This window comes from Streptomyces sp. NPDC048606 (assembly GCF_040650855.1).
Lineage (GTDB): Bacteria > Actinomycetota > Actinomycetes > Streptomycetales > Streptomycetaceae > Streptomyces.
Window position 1 is genome coordinate 26,435 of record NZ_JBEZIB010000051.1, and the last position, 17,679, is coordinate 44,113.

Annotated in this window: 19 protein-coding genes; 6 read left to right on the top strand and 13 right to left on the bottom strand. The window is 71.8% G+C overall.

Annotated features, from left to right (window positions below; translation table 11 throughout):
• Window positions 1-189: 189 nt before the first annotated feature.
• Window positions 190-2,715: an ATP-dependent Clp protease ATP-binding subunit gene (locus AB0D01_RS35915; protein ID WP_363062907.1), complete on the bottom strand. Its 2,526-nt coding sequence runs from the start codon at window positions 2,713-2,715 to the stop codon at window positions 190-192.
• A gap of 451 nt (window positions 2,716-3,166) precedes the next feature.
• On the opposite strand from AB0D01_RS35915, the gene AB0D01_RS35920 reads away from it, so the two are divergent.
• Window positions 3,167-3,769 carry an SCO3374 family protein gene (locus tag AB0D01_RS35920; protein ID WP_363062909.1) on the top strand — a complete coding sequence of 201 codons (603 nt, stop codon included), beginning with the start codon at window positions 3,167-3,169 and terminating at the stop codon, window positions 3,767-3,769.
• Here the strand turns inward: AB0D01_RS35920 and AB0D01_RS35925 are convergent.
• From AB0D01_RS35925 to AB0D01_RS35980, 12 genes are all read right to left on the bottom strand, one after another.
• Window positions 3,748-4,086 (bottom strand): Lsr2 family protein, encoded by a 339-nt coding sequence (locus AB0D01_RS35925; RefSeq protein WP_363062911.1) that lies wholly within the window; start codon window positions 4,084-4,086, stop codon window positions 3,748-3,750. The two genes, AB0D01_RS35920 and AB0D01_RS35925, sit on opposite strands and share 22 nt — an antisense overlap.
• Window positions 4,087-4,252: 166 nt before the next feature.
• Complete coding sequence (locus tag AB0D01_RS35930; RefSeq protein ID WP_363062913.1) at window positions 4,253-4,783, bottom strand: amino-acid N-acetyltransferase; 531 nt, start codon at window positions 4,781-4,783, stop codon at window positions 4,253-4,255.
• A gap of 9 nt (window positions 4,784-4,792) precedes the next feature.
• The gene (locus AB0D01_RS35935; RefSeq protein ID WP_363062914.1) at window positions 4,793-5,215 is read right to left on the bottom strand and encodes a BlaI/MecI/CopY family transcriptional regulator; all 423 of its coding nucleotides are present in this window, start codon (window positions 5,213-5,215) and stop codon (window positions 4,793-4,795) included.
• 169 nt (window positions 5,216-5,384) lie between these two features.
• Window positions 5,385-5,552, bottom strand: a complete 168-nt coding sequence (locus AB0D01_RS35940) for a hypothetical protein (protein WP_363062916.1) — start codon at window positions 5,550-5,552, stop codon at window positions 5,385-5,387.
• A 14-nt stretch (window positions 5,553-5,566) separates the two neighbouring features.
• Window positions 5,567-6,298 carry a hypothetical protein gene (locus tag AB0D01_RS35945; RefSeq protein ID WP_363062918.1) on the bottom strand — a complete coding sequence of 244 codons (732 nt, stop codon included), beginning with the start codon at window positions 6,296-6,298 and terminating at the stop codon, window positions 5,567-5,569.
• Between the two features lie 90 nt (window positions 6,299-6,388).
• A complete protein-coding gene (locus AB0D01_RS35950; RefSeq protein WP_363062920.1) occupies window positions 6,389-6,580 on the bottom strand; it encodes a DUF397 domain-containing protein in 192 nt (63 codons plus the stop codon).
• 133 nt (window positions 6,581-6,713) lie between these two features.
• Complete coding sequence (locus AB0D01_RS35955; RefSeq protein WP_363062922.1) at window positions 6,714-7,466, bottom strand: GntR family transcriptional regulator; 753 nt, start codon at window positions 7,464-7,466, stop codon at window positions 6,714-6,716.
• A gap of 297 nt (window positions 7,467-7,763) precedes the next feature.
• A complete protein-coding gene (locus AB0D01_RS35960) occupies window positions 7,764-8,573 on the bottom strand; it encodes a type III pantothenate kinase (RefSeq protein WP_363062924.1) in 810 nt (269 codons plus the stop codon).
• Between the two features lie 3 nt (window positions 8,574-8,576).
• Window positions 8,577-9,545, bottom strand: a complete 969-nt coding sequence (gene nadC / locus AB0D01_RS35965; RefSeq protein WP_363062941.1) for a carboxylating nicotinate-nucleotide diphosphorylase — start codon at window positions 9,543-9,545, stop codon at window positions 8,577-8,579.
• A gap of 2 nt (window positions 9,546-9,547) precedes the next feature.
• A complete protein-coding gene (locus AB0D01_RS35970) occupies window positions 9,548-11,299 on the bottom strand; it encodes an L-aspartate oxidase (protein WP_363062943.1) in 1,752 nt (583 codons plus the stop codon).
• A 41-nt stretch (window positions 11,300-11,340) separates the two neighbouring features.
• A complete protein-coding gene (gene panC, locus AB0D01_RS35975) occupies window positions 11,341-12,336 on the bottom strand; it encodes a pantoate--beta-alanine ligase (protein WP_363062926.1) in 996 nt (331 codons plus the stop codon).
• Window positions 12,333-13,268 carry a DUF2520 domain-containing protein gene (locus AB0D01_RS35980; RefSeq protein ID WP_363062928.1) on the bottom strand — a complete coding sequence of 312 codons (936 nt, stop codon included), beginning with the start codon at window positions 13,266-13,268 and terminating at the stop codon, window positions 12,333-12,335. Before AB0D01_RS35980 ends, panC begins: the two co-directional genes overlap by 4 nt.
• A 131-nt stretch (window positions 13,269-13,399) precedes the next feature.
• Between AB0D01_RS35980 and AB0D01_RS35985 the strand changes: the two genes are divergently transcribed.
• From AB0D01_RS35985 to AB0D01_RS36005, 5 genes are all read left to right on the top strand, one after another.
• Complete coding sequence (locus AB0D01_RS35985) at window positions 13,400-14,521, top strand: beta-eliminating lyase-related protein (protein WP_363062930.1); 1,122 nt, start codon at window positions 13,400-13,402, stop codon at window positions 14,519-14,521.
• 530 nt (window positions 14,522-15,051) lie between these two features.
• Window positions 15,052-15,693: an HAD family hydrolase gene (locus tag AB0D01_RS35990; protein ID WP_363062932.1), complete on the top strand. Its 642-nt coding sequence runs from the start codon at window positions 15,052-15,054 to the stop codon at window positions 15,691-15,693.
• Between the two features lie 34 nt (window positions 15,694-15,727).
• On the top strand, window positions 15,728-16,885 hold the full coding sequence (locus AB0D01_RS35995) for a helix-turn-helix transcriptional regulator (protein ID WP_363062934.1): 1,158 nt from the start codon (window positions 15,728-15,730) through the stop codon (window positions 16,883-16,885).
• A 94-nt stretch (window positions 16,886-16,979) separates the two neighbouring features.
• Window positions 16,980-17,132 carry a hypothetical protein gene (locus tag AB0D01_RS36000; protein WP_363062936.1) on the top strand — a complete coding sequence of 51 codons (153 nt, stop codon included), beginning with the start codon at window positions 16,980-16,982 and terminating at the stop codon, window positions 17,130-17,132.
• The gene (locus AB0D01_RS36005) at window positions 17,125-17,379 is read left to right on the top strand and encodes a hypothetical protein (protein WP_363062938.1); all 255 of its coding nucleotides are present in this window, start codon (window positions 17,125-17,127) and stop codon (window positions 17,377-17,379) included. The genes AB0D01_RS36000 and AB0D01_RS36005 overlap by 8 nt, the downstream gene beginning before the upstream one ends.
• Window positions 17,380-17,679 lie beyond the last annotated feature (300 nt).

A 17,679-nucleotide genomic window follows, 5' to 3' on the forward strand; every position in this document is an offset into this window, starting at 1 on the left:
AGAGGTCCTAGTAGGTCCGATTTGCCCTGTGCGGCTTGTCACCGGCCCCGGGACCTCCGCCCCCGCCCGCGAGGACCGAAGCCCGCGACCGCGGACGCCCCTTGGGGGCGTGCGAAAGGGGCGGCCCCGGAACCGATCGGTTCCGGGGCCGCCCCTTCACTCCTGTCGCCCGGCGTCAGGAGCTACCGCTCACGCGCCCTTGGAGAGGTCCGGGCCGGAGCCCGTGGCCTCGATCGGGGGCAGGTCGGGCAGGGCCGACTTCTCCTCGCCGCGGAAGGTGAACTTGGCGTCCTCGCCCTCGCCCTCCACGCCGACGACCACGATGTGACCGGGGCGCAGCTCGCCGAAGAGGATCTTCTCCGACAGCAGGTCCTCGATCTCGCGCTGGATGGTCCGGCGCAGCGGGCGCGCACCCATGATCGGGTCGTAGCCGCGCTTGGCCAGGAGCAGCTTCGCGTCACCGCTGAGCTCGATGCCCATGTCGCGGTCCTTGAGGCGCTCGTCCACCTTGGCGATCATCAGGTCGACGATCTGGATGATGTCTTCCTGGCTGAGCTGGTGGAAGACCACCGTGTCGTCGACACGGTTCAGGAACTCGGGCCGGAAGTGCTGCTTGAGCTCTTCGTTGACCTTCGCCTTCATCCGGTCGTAACCGGTGCGGACGTCGCCCTGGGCGGCGAAGCCCAGGTTGAAGCCCTTGGAGATGTCCCGCGTACCCAGGTTGGTCGTCATGATGATGACCGTGTTCTTGAAGTCCACGACCCGGCCCTGGGAGTCGGTCAGGCGACCGTCCTCCAGGATCTGGAGAAGGGAATTGAAGATATCCGGGTGCGCCTTCTCGACCTCGTCGAAGAGGACGACGGAGAACGGCTTCCGGCGGACCTTCTCGGTCAGCTGGCCGCCCTCTTCGTAGCCCACGTAGCCGGGGGGCGAACCGAAGAGACGGGAAACCGTGTGCTTCTCGCTGAACTCCGACATGTCGAGGGAGATCAGCGCGTCCTCGTCACCGAAGAGGAATTCGGCGAGCGTCTTGGACAGCTCGGTCTTACCGACACCGGACGGGCCGGCGAAGATGAACGAGCCACCGGGACGCTTCGGGTCCTTCAGACCCGCACGGGTACGGCGGATGGCCTGGGAGAGCGCCTTGATGGCGTCCTTCTGGCCGATGACGCGCTTGTGGAGCTCGTCTTCCATGCGCAGGAGGCGGGAGGACTCCTCCTCCGTGAGCTTGAAGACGGGAATGCCGGTCGCGGTCGCGAGGACTTCGGCGATGAGCTCGCCGTCGACCTCGGCGACGACGTCCATGTCGCCGGCCTTCCATTCCTTCTCGCGCTTGGCCTTCGCGGCGAGCAGCTGCTTCTCCGAATCACGGAGCGAAGCCGCCTTCTCGAAGTCCTGGGAGTCGATGGCCGACTCCTTGTCGCGGCGCACGCCCGCGATCTTCTCGTCGAACTCGCGGAGGTCCGGCGGCGCGGTCATCCGACGGATGCGCATCCGGGAGCCGGCCTCGTCGATCAGGTCGATCGCCTTGTCCGGCAGGAAGCGGTCCGAGATGTAGCGGTCCGCGAGCGTCGCCGCCTGGACGAGGGCCTCGTCCGTGATGGAGACGCGGTGGTGGGCCTCGTAGCGGTCGCGCAGGCCCTTGAGGATCTCGATCGTGTGGGGGAGGGAAGGCTCCGCCACCTGGATCGGCTGGAAGCGGCGCTCCAGCGCCGCGTCCTTCTCAAGGTGCTTGCGGTACTCGTCGAGCGTCGTGGCACCGATGGTCTGGAGCTCACCACGGGCCAGCATGGGCTTCAGGATGCTCGCGGCGTCGATCGCGCCCTCGGCGGCGCCCGCACCCACGAGGGTGTGGAGCTCGTCGATGAACAGGATGATGTCGCCGCGGGTGCGGATCTCCTTCAGGACCTTCTTCAGGCGCTCCTCGAAGTCACCGCGGTAGCGGGAACCGGCGACGAGCGCACCCAGGTCGAGGGTGTAGAGGTGCTTGTCCTTGAGGGTCTCGGGCACCTCGCCCTTGACGATGGCCTGGGCCAGGCCCTCGACGACGGCGGTCTTGCCGACGCCGGGCTCGCCGATGAGGACCGGGTTGTTCTTGGTGCGGCGGGACAGCACCTGCATGACCCGCTCGATCTCCTTCTCGCGCCCGATGACCGGGTCGAGCTTCGATTCGCGGGCCGCCTGGGTGAGGTTGCGGCCGAACTGGTCGAGGACGAGCGAGGTCGAGGGGGTCCCCTCGGCCGGGCCGCCCGCCGTGGCCGACTCCTTGCCGCCGCCGGTGTAGCCGGAGAGCAGCTGGATGACCTGCTGCCGAACCCTGTTGAGATCGGCGCCCAGCTTCACGAGGACCTGGGCGGCGACGCCCTCGCCCTCGCGGATCAGGCCGAGCAGGATGTGCTCGGTGCCGATGTAGTTGTGGCCGAGCTGGAGGGCCTCTCGGAGCGAAAGCTCCAGGACCTTCTTCGCCCGCGGGGTGAAGGGGATGTGCCCGGACGGGGCCTGCTGGCCCTGACCGATGATCTCCTCAACCTGCTGGCGAACAGCCTCGAGCGAAATCCCGAGGCTCTCCAGGGCCTTAGCGGCGACACCCTCACCCTCGTGGATCAAGCCCAGGAGGATGTGCTCGGTGCCGATGTAGTTGTGGTTGAGCATCCGGGCTTCTTCCTGAGCCAGGACGACAACCCGCCGCGCGCGGTCGGTGAACCTCTCGAACATCGTTTATCGCTCCTCAGAGCGGTCGGGCAGTTCGGGGTCGGTCCCCGCCCTGTCCTTCCGCATGCTAGTCCCGCGGGGCGGGACAGCTCATTCCAACTGCCGACATCCGTCCGCGGCTCACCCCCACGTCGGTGAGGAAAACCGGCTGTAAGAGCCGACAACTGCTCCAACCCGATGGTGCGAGACGATGTTCCCGCAGGCCAGGCAGATACCCGTCACACGTGTACGCCGATGGCGAACGGAAGCCGCTCAAATCAGCGTGTCGCCCCGATCCACTAGGAATGTCTTACCCGTAAGGACCGACAGTCCATGCCCCCGGGCACGGTTCCCTCCGCTACGGGCGAACACGCTTGTGTCCCGAATGTGGGACTCCGCCCGACGCGGGTTTACGTTCCGCAATGACCCGTGCGCGCCGCGTAACCCCGTGGTCGGGGCCGCAGTTGCTCCGGTCATGGTCTTCCGTGCCGCCGGCGCCCTCGTCCCGTCGCCCCGCGTGCCCGCCGCCGAGCCGGCGGCGACGTCCCGGGAGGCCGGGTGGGCCGCCTGGTACGCGCGCGTCCTGGGCTGGCCGGTGGCCGCGGGTCCGCCCGCGACGCTCCTGACCGGTCCCCGGTTCGACGTCCTGGACCTGCCCGCGGAGGCCGGTGCCGAGGTGCTGCGGGGCCCCGTGGCCACCGGTCCGGTGGCGCTGGCGGGGCGCAGGACGCTCTTCCTGGTGGCCCCGGGCGGGGCCGAGGAGCTGGACGGCCTGCTGGACTGGCTGGAGTGGGGCGGCGTGGCCCTGGACCTGGTGGCCCTCGGCGCGGGGGGCGGGATCACCGCTCCCGTGCCGCCGGGGCGCTCCGGGGTCCCGCGGGGGGCCGCCGTGTGGCTGCGGCCCCCGGAGCCGGGGTGCGGGGCCCGACTGCCGGCCCTGCCCGGTCCCGGGCGGGGCACCGGGCCCGGAGGGGACGCCGCGGGGCCCGATCTCGTACGCCTGGTGGCCGCGGCGGCGACGGAATGCCACCGCGCCCGCCTGGGTCGGCGTACGCGTCAGCCCTTGGCGTTCTCGTAGGCCTCGCGGATCTCGGCCGGGACGCGGCCGCGGTCGTTGACGCTCATGCCCTGGGACTTCGCCCAGGCGCGGATCTCCGCGGTGTCCGGGTTGCCCGTGGACGCCGTGGCGCGGCCCTTGGCGCGACCGGTGGAGGCGCGGCCACCGGTGCGGCGTCCACCCTTGGTGTAAGGGTCGAGCAGCCCGCGGAGCTTTTCTGCGTTCGCGGTGGTGAGGTCGATCTCGTAGGTCTTGCCATCCAGAGCGAACGTCACGGTCTCGTCCGCCTCGCCACCGTCGAGGTCGTCGACAAGAAGGACCTGAACCTTCTGTGCCACCGGATTTCCTTTCATCGAAAATGCAGTACGCGGAAAGGAAACCGCTTTTGCCTGGAAAACACAAACCCCCGTGGAGAGGTTCAGGACCTCAACAAGGCGGGAAACGTGCGCGATTCGGACATAGGCCACAGGCGGGCCCTGCCCCGGAAAAGCCCGGCGTGATCGATCAGAGGTGCAGAAGCATCCGGCTGTTGCCCAAGGTGTTCGGCTTCACTCGTTCGAGACCGAGGAACTCGGCGACGCCCTCGTCATAGGAACGCAGGAGCTCCATGTAGACATCGGTCTCCACGGGGGTCTCGCCGATCTCGACGAAGCCGTGCTTCGCGAAGAAGTCCACTTCGAAGGTCAGGCAGAATACCCGGCTCACGCCCAGTCGACGGGCCGTCTCCAACAACCTGGCGAGCACCTGGTGCCCGACGCCCGCGCCCTTCAACTCGCGGTCGACGGCGAGTGTGCGCACTTCCGCGAGGTCTTCCCACATGACGTGGAGTGCGCCGCAGCCGACCACCCGGCCGTCGGAGTCCCGTTCCGCGACCCAGAACTCCTGGATGTCCTCGTAAAGGACCACGGGGGCTTTGTCGAGGAGGATCCGCTGCTGCACGTACTGGTCGAGCAGGCCGCGCAGGGCCGGGACGTCACGGGTGCGGGCGCGGCGGATCGTGACTGATTTCGCGTCTGCGGTGGAAAGGTCTCCCATACCCGGACGTTATCGCCCCGGCTCGGTCCCGCGTGCGCCGGACTCCCCCTCGGGTTCGACCGGGGTCTCGTCGTCGTGCTGGACGATCCGTACGGCGTCGCGGAGGGCCTCGCGCTGTTCCGCGGACATCATGCCGAAGAAGGCGACGAGAGCCGCCGCCGGGTTGTCGCTGGTGGACCAGGCTTCGTTCATCAGTGCGGCCGAGTAGGCGGCGCGGGTGGAGACCGCCGTATATCGGTAGGCGCGGCCTTCGGCTTCCCGCCGGACCCAGCCCTTCTGATGGAGATTGTCCATAACGGTCATGACCGTGGTGTACGCGATGGACCGTTCCTGCTGGAGGTCTTCCAGGACTTCCCGAACGGTGACCGGGCGGTTCCACTGCCACACCCGCGTCATCACTGCGTCTTCGAGTTCTCCCAAGGGGCGAGGCACAACAGCACGATAGTGCGGCTTGGGATGAATTGCCCGACTATTCGTCGGCAACGCGCGGTGAAAACCCGCGCGGCGACCGCCTGGCGGTGACCGGCCGGCGACCGGGCGTGAGGCCGCGCGCTGCCCGCGCGGTTGGTCGCCGGGCTTCCTCGCGCGGCTCCTCGCGCGACTACTTGCGCGGCTGCTGCGCGGACTCGGCGCGGGCGAGCACGGCGTCCACGGCCGCATCCTCCTTGGCCTTGTTGGCACCGCCCTGGCTCTTGACGATCGTCACCACGAGGGCGATGAAGAACGCGGCCATCACGATGGGGGGCACGAGCGCGGAGACGTAGTCCATGCCCCCCAGCCTAGCTACCCGACCGCGCGACCGGCCGCCGGGGGCGGGGTCGGCTTGCGGCGCGGCGGGAAGACCTCGCCGGGGGTCGGGACCGGCCTGCCGGGCTCGGCGGGGCGCGGGGGTTCCTTGGGCGAGGGCTCCGGGCGGGGCTGCCCGGGGCGCGGCTCGGCGGCGGCGGAGCGGGCGGTGCCGGTACGCGGCTCGTGGTCGGGGCGCGGCTCGCGGTCGGCGCGCGCGGCCCGGTCGGCGGCCGTGCGGGGCTCGCCGTCCGTACGGGGCTCCTCGCGCCCCCCGGCCAGGGCCAGCAGCCGGGTGCGGGGCGCGGGGGTGACGGGGCCGGCCGCGGCCAGCCGGCGGCGTACGGAGCGCTCCGCGACGGCCTGGGCGCGCGCCAGCACGGCGGCGGCGGCCGGGTTGGCCCGCAGGGCGCGCAGGGCCGCGAGATCGTCCGGGACGGGCTCGTAGCCGGCCGCCAGGGCGTCCTGGAGCAGCTCCAGGTAGCCGGAGAGGCTCCCGGGCAGGGCTCCGCGGTAGCGGTCGAGATCGGCGAGCAGGAAGGCTCTGAGCCGCTGCGCCTCCGCGGTGGCCTCGTCCACCGACGCCGCGAGGCGCAGGCAGTCCTGGACCTCAAGGGCCGTCAGGGGGGCCGTGGAGGACTGGAGGGCGTGGGCGAGGAGACGCCTGAGCACGAGCAGCTCGGCGGCGCTGAACGCCATGCCGCCGCGGGATCCGTAGGGCGTGGGCATGGGGCGAAGATACGCGCTAATCGGACAAAACATCCTGAGGGTGGGCATGTGCGGCGCGGCGGACGGCCGGGGCCGCCGCGCCCGGCCTGCTCAGTCGCCGCGCTTGACGGCCGCCACGAAGGCGGCCCAGGCGTCGTGGGTGGTGGCCATCACCAGGTGCGCGGGGTCGGCCCGGTCGGCGACCCGCACGAGCGTGCCGGGGGCCGCCGCGACGTAGACGCAGGCGTCACCCTCGCCGCAGTAGGACGATTTCCGCCACTCGGGGCGCGCGTTCGCGGTCATGGTCTCTCCTCCGCAGTGGACGAGTCGCGGTGCTTCTCCAGCGTGACGCTAGCGCCACGGGGCGTGGACTTGGCCGACATCCGGGAAAAACGTGCCCCGTATGTTCCGACGCGCGACGTTCCTCCGCCGGTTCTCATTCAACGGGAAAGGCGTACGCGATCTCGTAGCGGGAGTCCGGAATGACGAGGTCGGCGGTCTCCACGGGGCGGCCGTCGGCGTCGATGTACGTGCGCTCGACCTGGGTGATCAGGGCGCCGAGGCTGATCCCGAGGAGGTTGGCCTGATCCTGGTTGGCCCGGGAGGGGCGCGGGACCTCCACGACCGAGGCCACCGTGATGCCGATGGCGCGCATACGGGCCACGACGCCCGCGCCGCGCAGTTCGCCGTCCTCCGGCATGACGACGGGGGTGCCGGAGGTGATGGCCAGCGGCTCCCAGGACTCGGAGAGCTCGGCGGGACTGCCGTCGGCCATGAACTCGTAGCGGGTCATCACGCAGGGGTCGCCGGGCTCGATGGCCAGGCGGGCCGCGATGTGCGCGGGGGCGGGCAGCTGGGGGTAGGTGCGGGAGTCCCAGGAGGCGGCGATGCCGTGCGCGGCGGCCTCGGAGCGGAAGGTGTTGCCGGAGCCGGGGACGCGACGGCGGGTGCGCAGCATGCGCATGCGGCGGCGCGGGGTGCGGACGTAGGTGCCGGAGCCGGCGCGGCCTTCGAGGAGGCCCTCGATGATCAGCTGTTCCATGGCGCGTTGGGTGACGCTCTGCCCGACGGAGTATTCGGCGGCGAAACGGGCGCGCGAGGGCAGTTTGCCGCCGATCTCCCATTCACCCGCCTCGATCCGGTCGCGGAGTGAATCGACCACCTGCAAGTACGGTGATTTACGGGGCATTTGGGCCGTCCTGTGGCGTCTCGGCGGTGCCGTTTCCCATGCGCGGCGTCCGACGCCGCCAAGCTAACCGATCAGCTTGAAGCTGATGGTTCGGCCTGGCGGCCGGTGACCGGAGGCCGCAGACCCCAAGTCGCCCCGGAACAAAGGCCGTAGGGGCGCGACACGCGCCCTCGCGGTCGGCGTCTGTCGACGGACGCGGACGGACGCCGACGGACGCCGACGGCCCCCGCCGGTGGGGCGGGGGCCGTCCGCGGGGGCGGGCGCCGGGCCCCTCGCGGGGGCGCCGGAGCCTTCGCCTCAGCCGAAGTTGGGCACGTTGCGCTCGTAGACCAGCCGCAGGCCGATCAGCGTCAGCCACGGCTCGTGGTCGTCGATCACCGAGGACTCGCCCAGGACGATCGGGGCCAGCCCGCCGGTGGCGATGACGCGCACGTCGTCCGGATCGCCGCCCGGGCCCGCGAGCTCGCGCGCCATCCGGTTCACGATCCCGTCGACCTGGCCCGCGAACCCGTAGACCACGCCCGACTGCATCGCCTCGACCGTGGACTTGCCGATCACGTTGCGCGGACGCGCCAGCTCGATCTTGCGCAGCTGGGCGCCGCGCGCGCCGAGCGCCTCCATCGAGATCTCGATGCCCGGGGAGATCACCCCGCCCACGTACTCGCCCTTCGTGGAGACCGCGTCGAAGGTGGTCGCCGTACCGAAGTCGACGACGATCGCCGGCCCCCCGAACAGCTCGACGGCCGCGACCGCGTTGATGATGCGGTCCGCGCCGACCTCCTTCGGGTTGTCCATCAGGATCGGCACGCCCGTCTTGACGCCCGGCTCCACCAGCACCGCCGGAACGTCCCCGTAGTAGCGGCGCGTGACCTCGCGCAGCTCGTGCAGGACGGACGGGACGGTCGCGCAGATGGCGATGCCGTGGATCCCGTCGCCCAGTTCGGTGCCGAGCATCGGGTGCGTCCCCATCAGGCCCTGCATCAGGACGGCCAACTCGTCGGCCGTCCTGCGCGGGTCGGTCGAGATGCGCCAGTGCTCGACGATCTCGTCACCGTCGAACAGGCCGAGGACCGTATGGGTGTTGCCGACGTCGATGGTGAGGAGCACGCCTTACACCGCCTCGCGCAGGTCGAGGCCGATGTCCAGGATCGGCGAGGAGTGCGTGAGCGCGCCGACCGCCAGGAAGTCCACACCGGTCCCGGCGTAGGCGCGGGCGCTCTCCAGCGTCAGCCGGCCCGAGGACTCCAGCGTCGCGCGACCGGCCACGATCGCGACGGCCTCCTCGGTCTCCGGGACCGTGAAGTTGTCCAGCAGGATCAGGTCGGCGCCCGCGTCCACGACCTCGCGGACCTGGTGCATCGTGTCGACCTCGACCTCGACGGGCACGTCCGGGAAGGCCTCGCGGACGGCCTTGAAGGCCTGGGCGACGCCACCGGCCGCCACCACGTGGTTGTCCTTGACCAGCGCCGCGTCCGACAGCGACATGCGGTGGTTGACGCCGCCGCCGCAGCGCACCGCGTACTTCTCCAGCGAGCGCAGGCCCGGGGTCGTCTTGCGGGTGTCGCGGACCTTCGCCCCCGTGCCCTCCAGGACGTCCGCCCAGCGGCGGGTGGCGGTCGCGATGCCCGACAGCCGGCACAGGATGTTCAGCGCGCTGCGCTCGGCCGTCAGCAGGTCGCGCGTACGGGCGCGGACCGACAGCAGCAGCGCGCCGGCCTCGACCCGGTCGCCGTCCTCGGCGTGCCGCTCGACCTCGAACGCCTCCGTGCACACCACGGAGAACACGGCCTCGGCGATCCGCAGACCGGCCACGACACCGGCCTCGCGGGCCACGAAGTCCGCGACGGCCTCGGCCTCCTCGGGGACGGTCGCGACGGTGGTCACGTCGACCCCGCCGTCCAGGTCCTCGGACAGCGCCATGTGCGCGATGTCCTCGACCTCGATCGGGTCCAGGCCCGCGTCGACCAGCAGCTGGGCGAGCGCCGGGTCGAGACCGGTCTCCTCGCCGTCACCGCAACCGCAGTCGTCGCCGCAGCCGCCTTCGTTCTGCTCGATCAGGGGGAGTTCGGGGGTGCTCACGGTCACTTCTCCAGGCTGAGGGGGTGAAGTACGGACGGGAAGTCCGCGGAGTCGGTGGGGGTGACGACCAGGGCCCGCTTCTCGGTGCGCGACAGGCGCACGACGAGATGGCGGCGCCAGTCGGCGTCGTCCCGGTCGGGGTGGTCCTCGCGCCAGTGGCAGCCGCGGGTCTCCGCGCGCCGCTGCGCCGCGGCGACCAGGACCCGGGCCACGCACAGCAGGTTGGTCGCCTCCCAGGTCTCCACGCCGGGTACGGCCGTCTTGCCGTGGGCCTCCAGCTCGCCCAGAGCCGTCGTGTAGAGGTCCTCCAGCGCCGCCGCGGCCGTGGCCAGGGACTCGGCGGAACGCAGCACGCCCGCGCCCTGCGTCATGATCCGCTGGACCTCGAAGCGGGCCTCGGCCGGCTGGAGCGGGCCCGTGGCGGGCACCGGTATGCCCGGACCACCGCCGTGCGGGGCCCGCGCCACGATGTCGTCCGCGATCCGCTCCGCGAAGACCAGGCCCTCCAGCAGCGAGTTGGAGGCCAGCCGGTTCGCGCCGTGCACGCCGGTGCAGGCCACCTCGCCGCACGCGTACAGGCCCGGGACCGTCGTACGGCCGTGCAGGTCGGTGCGTACGCCGCCCGACGCGTAGTGCGCGGCGGGCGCGACCGGGATCGGCTCGGTCACCGGGTCGATCCCGTGGGACCGGCACGCGGCCAGGATCGTCGGGAAGCGCTGCTCCCACATCGCGGCGCCGAAGTGGCGGGCGTCGAGGTACATGTGCTGCGCGCCCTGCTCCTGCATGCGGCGCATGATGCCCTTGGCGACGATGTCGCGCGGCGCCAGCTCGGCCAGCTCGTGCTGCCCCCGCATGAAGCGGACCCCGTCCGCGTCGACGAGGTACGCGCCCTCGCCGCGCACGGCCTCCGACACCAGCGGCTGCTGCCCCTCGGCGTCCGGGCCCAGGAAGAGCACGGTGGGGTGGAACTGGACGAACTCCAGGTCCGAGACCTCCGCGCCGGCGCGCAGCGCCAGGGCCACGCCGTCACCGGTGGAGACGGACGGGTTCGTGGTCGCGGAGAACACCTGGCCCATGCCGCCGGTCGCCAGGATCACGGCGGGCGCGTGGACGGCGCCGACGCCGTCGTGCTGCCCCTCGCCCATGACGTGCAGGGTGACCCCGGCCGTGCGGCCCTCGGCGTCCTGGAGGAGGTCCAGGACCAGGGCGTTCTCCACCGTACGGATGCCGGCCGCGTGGACGGCGTCGACCAGGGCGCGGGAGATCTCGGCGCCGGTGGCGTCACCGCCCGCGTGCGCGATGCGCCGGCGGTGGTGGCCGCCCTCCCGGGTCAGCTCGATCTCCCCGGTCTCGGCGGAGGTGTCGAAGACGGCGCCGGTCTCGATGAGCCGGTGGACGGCGCCGGGGCCCTCGGTCACCAGGAGCCGTACGGCCGCCTCGTCGCACAGGCCGGCGCCCGCGACCAGGGTGTCGTCCAGGTGCTGCTCGGGGGTGTCGCCCTCGCCGAGGGCCGCGGCGATGCCGCCCTGGGCCCAGCGGGTGGAGCCGTCGTCGAGACGGGCCTTGGTCACCACGACCGTACGGCGCCCCGCGGCGGCGCAGCGCAGCGCCGCCGTCAGGCCCGCGACGCCGGAGCCGACGACCACGACGTCGGCGTCGAGCGCCCAGCCGGGCGCCGGGGCGTGCAGGCGTATGCCGGTGCCGCCCGTGGCGGAGCCGCCGGAGCCCGAGCCGGTGCCGGCACCGCTGTCGATGCCGGTGCCGTTCGCCGGGTTGCTGCCTCTGCCTGTGGTGCTCACGCGTGTGCTCCGAATTCCAGCGGGATGTTGTCGATCAGCCGGGTCGCGCCGACCTTCGCGGCGACCGCCAGGACGGCGTGTCCGGTGAAGTCGGGCCCCACGTCGGTGAAGTCGCGCGGGTCGACCAGCGCCAGGTAGTCCAGGGCCAGCGGCGGATCGTGCCGGCCCGCCTCCTCCAGGACGTGCCGGGCCGCGGCCCGTACGGCGTCCGGCAGGCAGCGGCTCGCGGCGGACACGGCGTGCGCGTCGGCGGAGGCCCGGACCTCGCCCAGCCGGGCCAGGGCGGTGGCCCGCTCGTCACTGGCCGGCGCGGCCTCGGCACGGGCCCGCAGCGCGGCCTGCGCGGCGAGCCGGTCCCGGCCCGCGAACAGGGACCGGGACAGGGCGAGCGCCGTACGGCGTTCGGCCGTCGACAGGTAGCGGTTGCGCGAGGACAGGGCGAGCCCGTCCTCCTCGCGGACCGTGGACACCCCGACGATCTCGACGGGGAAGTTCAGGTCGGTCACCATGCGCCGGATCAGCGCCAGTTGCTGGGCGTCCTTCTGACCGAAGAGGGCCAGGTCGGGGCGGGTGAGGTGGAGCAGCTTCGCGACGACGGTGAGCATCCCGTCGAAGTGCCCGGGCCGGGTGGCGCCCTCCAGCCGGCCGCCCATCGGTCCGGCGGTGATCCGCACCTGCGGGTCGCCGCCCGGGTACACCTCGTCGACGGAGGGCGCGAACACGGCGTCGGCGCCCGCCGCCGCGGAGATCCGCAGGTCCTCCTCCAGGGTGCGCGGGTAACGGTCGAGGTCCTCGTTCGCCCCGAACTGGAGGGGGTTGACGAAGACGGTGAGGACGACCTGCCCGTCGGGCCCGGCCTGCTCGCGCGCCCCGCGGATGAGCGTGGCGTGCCCCTCGTGCAGGGCGCCCATGGTCATCACGACGGCGCGACGGCCGGCGCGCGGGAGCCCGTGGAGCTCTTCGGCGGTGTTCAGCAGGAGCGGGCCGGTCATCGCTCGCCACCCTCCGGTTCGACGGTGTCGGCGAGGACGCTGAGCAGGTCCTCGGCGAGTTCGGGCTTCAGCAGGCCGTGGGCGAGGGCCCGGTCGGCGGTGGTACGGGCCATCGCCAGGTACCCGGAGACGGTGGCCGGGGCGTGCTTGCGCAGCTCCGAGACGTGCGCGGCGACGGTGCCGGCGTCACCGCGGGCCACCGGCCCCGTCAGCGCGGCGTCACCGGAGCGCAGGGCGTTGTCGAGGGCCGCGCCGAGCAGCGGACCGAGCATCCGGTCCGGGTGGCCGACGCCGGCCTTCCGGAGCAGCTCCATGGCCTGCGCGACCAGGGTGACCAGGTGGTTCGCGCCCAAGGCGAGAGCGGCGTGGTACAGCGGACGGTTCTCCTCCGCGATCCACTCGGGCTCCCCGCCCATCTCGATGACCAGGGCCTCCGCGGCCAGCCGCAGCTCCTCGGGGGCGGTCACCCCGAAGGAGCAGCCGGCGAGGCGCTGCACGTCGACCTCGGTACCGGTGAAGGTCATCGCGGGGTGCAGGGCCAGCGGCAGGGCGCCCGCGCGGCGCGCGGGGTCCAGCACGGCGGTCCCGTAGCGGCCGGAGGTGTGCACGAGGAGCTGACCGGGCCGGACGGCCCCGGTGTTCGCCAGGCCCTCGACGAGCCCGGGCAGCGCGTCGTCGGGGACCGTCAGGAGCACCAGGTCGGCCCGCTCCAGCACCTGCGCGGGCGCCACCAGCGGCACGTCGGGCAGCATCCGCTCGGCACGGCGCCGGGAGGCTTCGGAGACGCCGGACACGGCGACGGGGTGGTGACCGGCCTGCCGGAGCGCCCGGGCCAGCGCCGGGCCGACACGACCGGCCCCGACGACGCCGACTGCGAGCCGGGCAGGACGGCCGGACGGATCCCGGGGCTCCGTCTGATGGGGTGCGTTCACGCGGGGAATGCCTTCCGTTCCAGTCCGCGGGGGGTACCGGACGATACGCCGCCATGCTAGCTCCTGGGGCCCGGGGCCCGCCGGTGGCGGCCGGGTACCGCCGACCCGCGGCCGGCGGCATGATCGACTCCATGAGCGATGACGAGGAACACGGAAAGCGGCTGGTCGCGGCCTGGCGCGCGGCCGAGCGGACCCTGACGCGCGGCCCCCTGGAACCCACCCTGGGAGAGCTGCTGGCGGACCTGACCCGGACCCCGCACGACCCGGACGCCTCCCCCGACCTCTACGGCGACGGAGTGGTCGCGGAACTCGAACGACGGGTCGCGGACCTGCTCGGCACCGAGGACGCCGCCTTCTTCCCCACCGGGACCATGGCGCAGCAGATCGCCCTGCGCTGCTGGGCGGGCCGCACCGGCAACCCCGTCGTGGCCCTCCACCCCATGAGCCACCCCGAGATGTGGGAGGGCGACGCCCTGTCCGTGGTGTCGGGGCTGCGCACCACCCACCCGACGACGCAACCCCGCCCGCCGACGGCCGAGGAGGTCACCGGCACGGCGGAACCCTTCGGCACCCTGATGCTGGAGCTGCCGCTGCGCGAGGCCGGGTTCCTGCTGCCGACGTGGGAGGAGCTGGAGGACGTCGTCGCCGCGGCCCGGGAGCGCGACGCGGTCGTCCACTTCGACGGGGCCCGGCTGTGGGAGACCACCGTCCACTTCGGCCGCCCGCTGGATCGGATCGCGGGACTCGCGGACTCGGTCTACGTCTCCTTCTACAAGTCGCTCGGCGGGCTCAGCGGAGCCGCCCTGGCGGGACCCCGCTCCTTCGTGGAGGAGACCCGCGTGTGGCGCCACCGCTACGGCGGCCAGGTGTTCCGGCAGTTCCCGCAGGCCCTGGCCGCGCTGGCCGGGCTGGAACGGGAGCTGCCGCGCCTGCCGGAGTACGTCGCGGGGGCGCGGACGGTCGCGGCGGCGCTCCACGAGTCCCTCGCCCGGGCGGGCGTGCCGTGGTTCCGCGTCCACCCGGAGGTCCCGCACACGCACCAGTTCCAGGTGTGGCTGCCGTACGGGGCCGACCGCCTGACGGAGGCCTCCGTACGCCTGGCGGAGGAGACGGGCACGGCCCTGTTCCGCCGCTGGCACGCCCAGGGCCCCCCGGGCTGCGCGGTGACGGAACTGACGATCACCGAACCGGGCCTGACCTGGACCCCCCAGGACGTCGCCACGGCGGTCCGAGACTTCCTGGACCGGGTGTAGAGCCGAACCCGAGCCGGGCGGGGTCGGGGAGGTGCCGGTGGTTTCCCGTCAGTCTCATCGTCTCTCCGGGTCGGGCCGGGCCCTCAAGGGCGCTCACTTCGTTCGCGTCGCTTCGCGATGGCCTTCGGCCACCCTTGACCGCCCGTCCCGCCCCGGACAAACGAAGACTGTCGGGAAACCCCCGAAAGAACGGCCACGGGGCAGGAGCAGGAATAACTCCCGCATCAGCGACCCTCGACCTCCCGGGCGAGGAGCCGAGACCGACATCCCCCCTTCACAGCCCCTTTCGGGACCGGACCGACGCCCTACCCGCACCAAAAGTCGACCAGACCGCCCCACGGAGCACCCAAGCGCGACAGATCGCTACGCGCTCCTCGATTCTCGGCGTCCGCCGGCCGTCTTGGGCCGCTACTCGCACGACGGCAGGACGATCACAGAGGACCGGGAAGCGGTCGAGCGCGACAGATCGCTACGCGCCTCTCTGGTCTCGGCGACCTCAGGCCGTCTTGGGCTGGTCGTAGGCTGACCGCATGATTCGGACGGTCGTTCTGGACATCGGCGAGACCCTCACCCGAGACGATCGCTACTGGGCCGCCTGGGCCGACTGGCTCAGCGTGCCCCGGCACACGCTCTCCGCCCTGGTGGGGGCGGTGGTCGTGGACGGAAGGGACAACGCGGACGCCATCCGACTCCTGCGTCCCGGCATCGACGTCTCCGCCGAGTACGCCGCTCGCGAGGCGGCCGGGTGTGGTGAGCGGCTCGACGAATCGGACCTCTACGAGGACGTCCGTCCGGCCCTGTCCGCATTGCGGGCCGCCGGGGCGCGCGTCGTCATCGCGGGGAACCAAACGCGTCGGGCGGGTGAGCTGCTGCGCCGACTGGATCTGCCGGCCGACCTGATCGCCACCTCGGGCGAGTGGGGCGTGGCCAAGCCCGCGCGGGGCTTCTTCGACCGGGTGCTGTCCGTCTCCCGCCACCCTGCCGCCGAGACCCTGTACGTCGGGGACCACCCGGCCAACGACATCCACCCCGCCCGTGCCGCCGGCCTGCGCACCGCACATCTCAGACGGGGGCCGTGGGGTCATTGGTGGGCCGACGCCCCCGAAGTCCGGTCCGCCGCCGACTGGTCCGTCGATTCACTCATCGAGCTGACCACCCTCCTCGAACCGTAGCCCCGCACCCCCGCCAACGGGCTACGTTGCCGGGATGGCCGACCACATCGGACAGCGCATCGCCACGCGGCGTCGGGCCCGACGCATGACCCAGGCCGATCTCGCTCGCGAGGCCCACGTCTCCCTCTCCATGATCAAAAGTTGCGAACGGGGTGTCCGCACGCCCGGCCCGCAGATCGTGGAGGCCATCGCCACCGCCTTGGGCGTGGACGCTTCCCGCCTGGATCCCACATACGTGGGCACGACTCGTCGTGTGCACGCCGCGCTCCCGGCTCTCTCCGCGGTCGTCGCCGGCTACGAGTACGCTCCGCACACGCCCCGGCGCCCCCTGAACCGCCTCCGCGCCGAGATCGACCAAGCCGTCGAATGGCGGCTCGGAGCTCAGTACGGACTGATCGCGGCCCAGGCACCCGAACTACTCACGGATGTTCTGGCCCACCTGCACGCGGGTGAGGCAGAAGCCGCGCACCTGGTCATCTCGGCCGCGCGCGCGGCGGACGCGGTGGCCTACAAATTCGGGGCGCACGACCTCTCCGCGAGGCTGATCGAGGTGATGCGATGGGCGTCCGCATTCGTGGACGATCCGGCCGTACACGCCACGGTCGCCTACGTCCGGGCTGAGACCTTCCTCGCCGCCGGTGTGTTCCGGGTCGGCCGGATCGTCCTGGAGCAGGCATTGGACGCCATGCCCTCATCGAACATCGAGCAGTCGATTGCCACACGTGGCGCGCTGCACATGAGGACCGCTGTCGTCACCGCGCGCGGTGGAGATCCCGACGCTGCCTACGCGCATCTCCGCGAGGCTCGAATGCTCGCCGAGACGGTCGACGAAGGCACCTACCTCGGCACCGCGTTCGGTCCGTCGAGCGTCCGCATCCACGAGGTCGCGCTCTCGGTCAGTCTCGGCCGAGACCACATCGGTCATGCCCTCGACCTTGCCCGCACGTGGCACCCGGGCCCAGAGGTCCCCGCCGAGCGCCGGTCCGGATTCTGGATCGAAGTGGCCCGGGCAAGACTGTGGTCCGGGGACCCCGACGGCGCCTTCAGGTCCCTTCAGGAAGCACGCCGGCACGCGCCGCAGCACGTACGCGAGCACCCCTGGGCCCGAGAGGACATCGCGACCATCCGTCGTCTCAAGCGCGCCGATGCGGAACCTTTGACTTCGTACGCCGAGTGGCTCGGCGTGATCTGACAACCCTGCGGAGGGATACAGGCTGTATCCCTTGGCCCTCTTGTGGCGGCCCACCATCTGTCTGCCGACACCCCACAGGCAGCTGAGAGGGACAGTGACCGACGAGAAGGCCGCAGCAGCAGGGACCATCACCGCCCCCACACCGGACAAGGAGATCTTTCCCCCGCCCAGTCAGACACTCCTCGACCGTGCTCACGCCGGCTGGGAACGCTTCCTCGCTTCCATGGAGGAGGCGCCCGATGAGTGAGAGCTACGAATACCTCGCGCACCACCTCCTGCGCCGTCGCGTCCGCGACGTGGCCTCGGGAGTCGAGGGCGAGTTGATGGCCGTGATCAACGAGAACGTCTCGACGACCGGCATCGAGCGCTGGATGCACCTGGCCTACATCCGTGCCGCTTCGGGCCGTGAATTCACCACCGCCGTCACCAACCTCGAACCCGCCTACGACCAGCCCAAGACGGCCGGCGGACGCCAGGAATCGAGAAGCGCGTAGCGATCTGTCGCGCTCGACCGCTTCCCGGGCCTCTGTGATGGTCCTGTCGTGCGAGTAGCGGCCCAAGACGGCGGTCGGACGCCGAGAATCGAGGAGCGCGTAGCGATCTGACGCGCTCGGGTGCTCCGTGGGGCGGTCTGGTCGACTTTTGGTGCGGGTAGGGCGGGAGTGGGGTCCCGAAAGGGGCTGTGAAGGGGGGGTCGCCCGGTCTCGGCTCCTCGCCCGGGAGGTCGAGGGTCGCTGATGCGGGAGTTATTCCTGCTCCTGCCCCGTGGCCGTTCTTTCGGGGGTTTCCCGACA

Excerpts from the sequence above, each read along its gene's own strand:
- AB0D01_RS35915 (WP_363062907.1), bottom strand. The coding sequence starts at position 2,715 with ATGTTCGAGAGGTTCACCGACCGCGCGCGGCGGGTTGTCGTCCTGGCT.
- AB0D01_RS35920 (WP_363062909.1), top strand. The coding sequence starts at position 3,167 with ATGGTCTTCCGTGCCGCCGGCGCCCTCGTCCCGTCGCCCCGCGTGCCC.
- AB0D01_RS35930 (WP_363062913.1), bottom strand. The coding sequence starts at position 4,783 with ATGGGAGACCTTTCCACCGCAGACGCGAAATCAGTCACGATCCGCCGC.
- AB0D01_RS35940 (WP_363062916.1), bottom strand. The coding sequence starts at position 5,552 with ATGGACTACGTCTCCGCGCTCGTGCCCCCCATCGTGATGGCCGCGTTC.
- AB0D01_RS35945 (WP_363062918.1), bottom strand. The coding sequence starts at position 6,298 with ATGCCCACGCCCTACGGATCCCGCGGCGGCATGGCGTTCAGCGCCGCC.
- AB0D01_RS35950 (WP_363062920.1), bottom strand. The coding sequence starts at position 6,580 with ATGACCGCGAACGCGCGCCCCGAGTGGCGGAAATCGTCCTACTGCGGC.
- AB0D01_RS35955 (WP_363062922.1), bottom strand. The coding sequence starts at position 7,466 with ATGCCCCGTAAATCACCGTACTTGCAGGTGGTCGATTCACTCCGCGAC.
- panC (WP_363062926.1), bottom strand. The coding sequence starts at position 12,336 with ATGACCGGCCCGCTCCTGCTGAACACCGCCGAAGAGCTCCACGGGCTC.
- AB0D01_RS35985 (WP_363062930.1), top strand. The coding sequence starts at position 13,400 with ATGAGCGATGACGAGGAACACGGAAAGCGGCTGGTCGCGGCCTGGCGC.
- AB0D01_RS35990 (WP_363062932.1), top strand. The coding sequence starts at position 15,052 with ATGATTCGGACGGTCGTTCTGGACATCGGCGAGACCCTCACCCGAGAC.
- AB0D01_RS35995 (WP_363062934.1), top strand. The coding sequence starts at position 15,728 with ATGGCCGACCACATCGGACAGCGCATCGCCACGCGGCGTCGGGCCCGA.
- AB0D01_RS36005 (WP_363062938.1), top strand. The coding sequence starts at position 17,125 with ATGAGTGAGAGCTACGAATACCTCGCGCACCACCTCCTGCGCCGTCGC.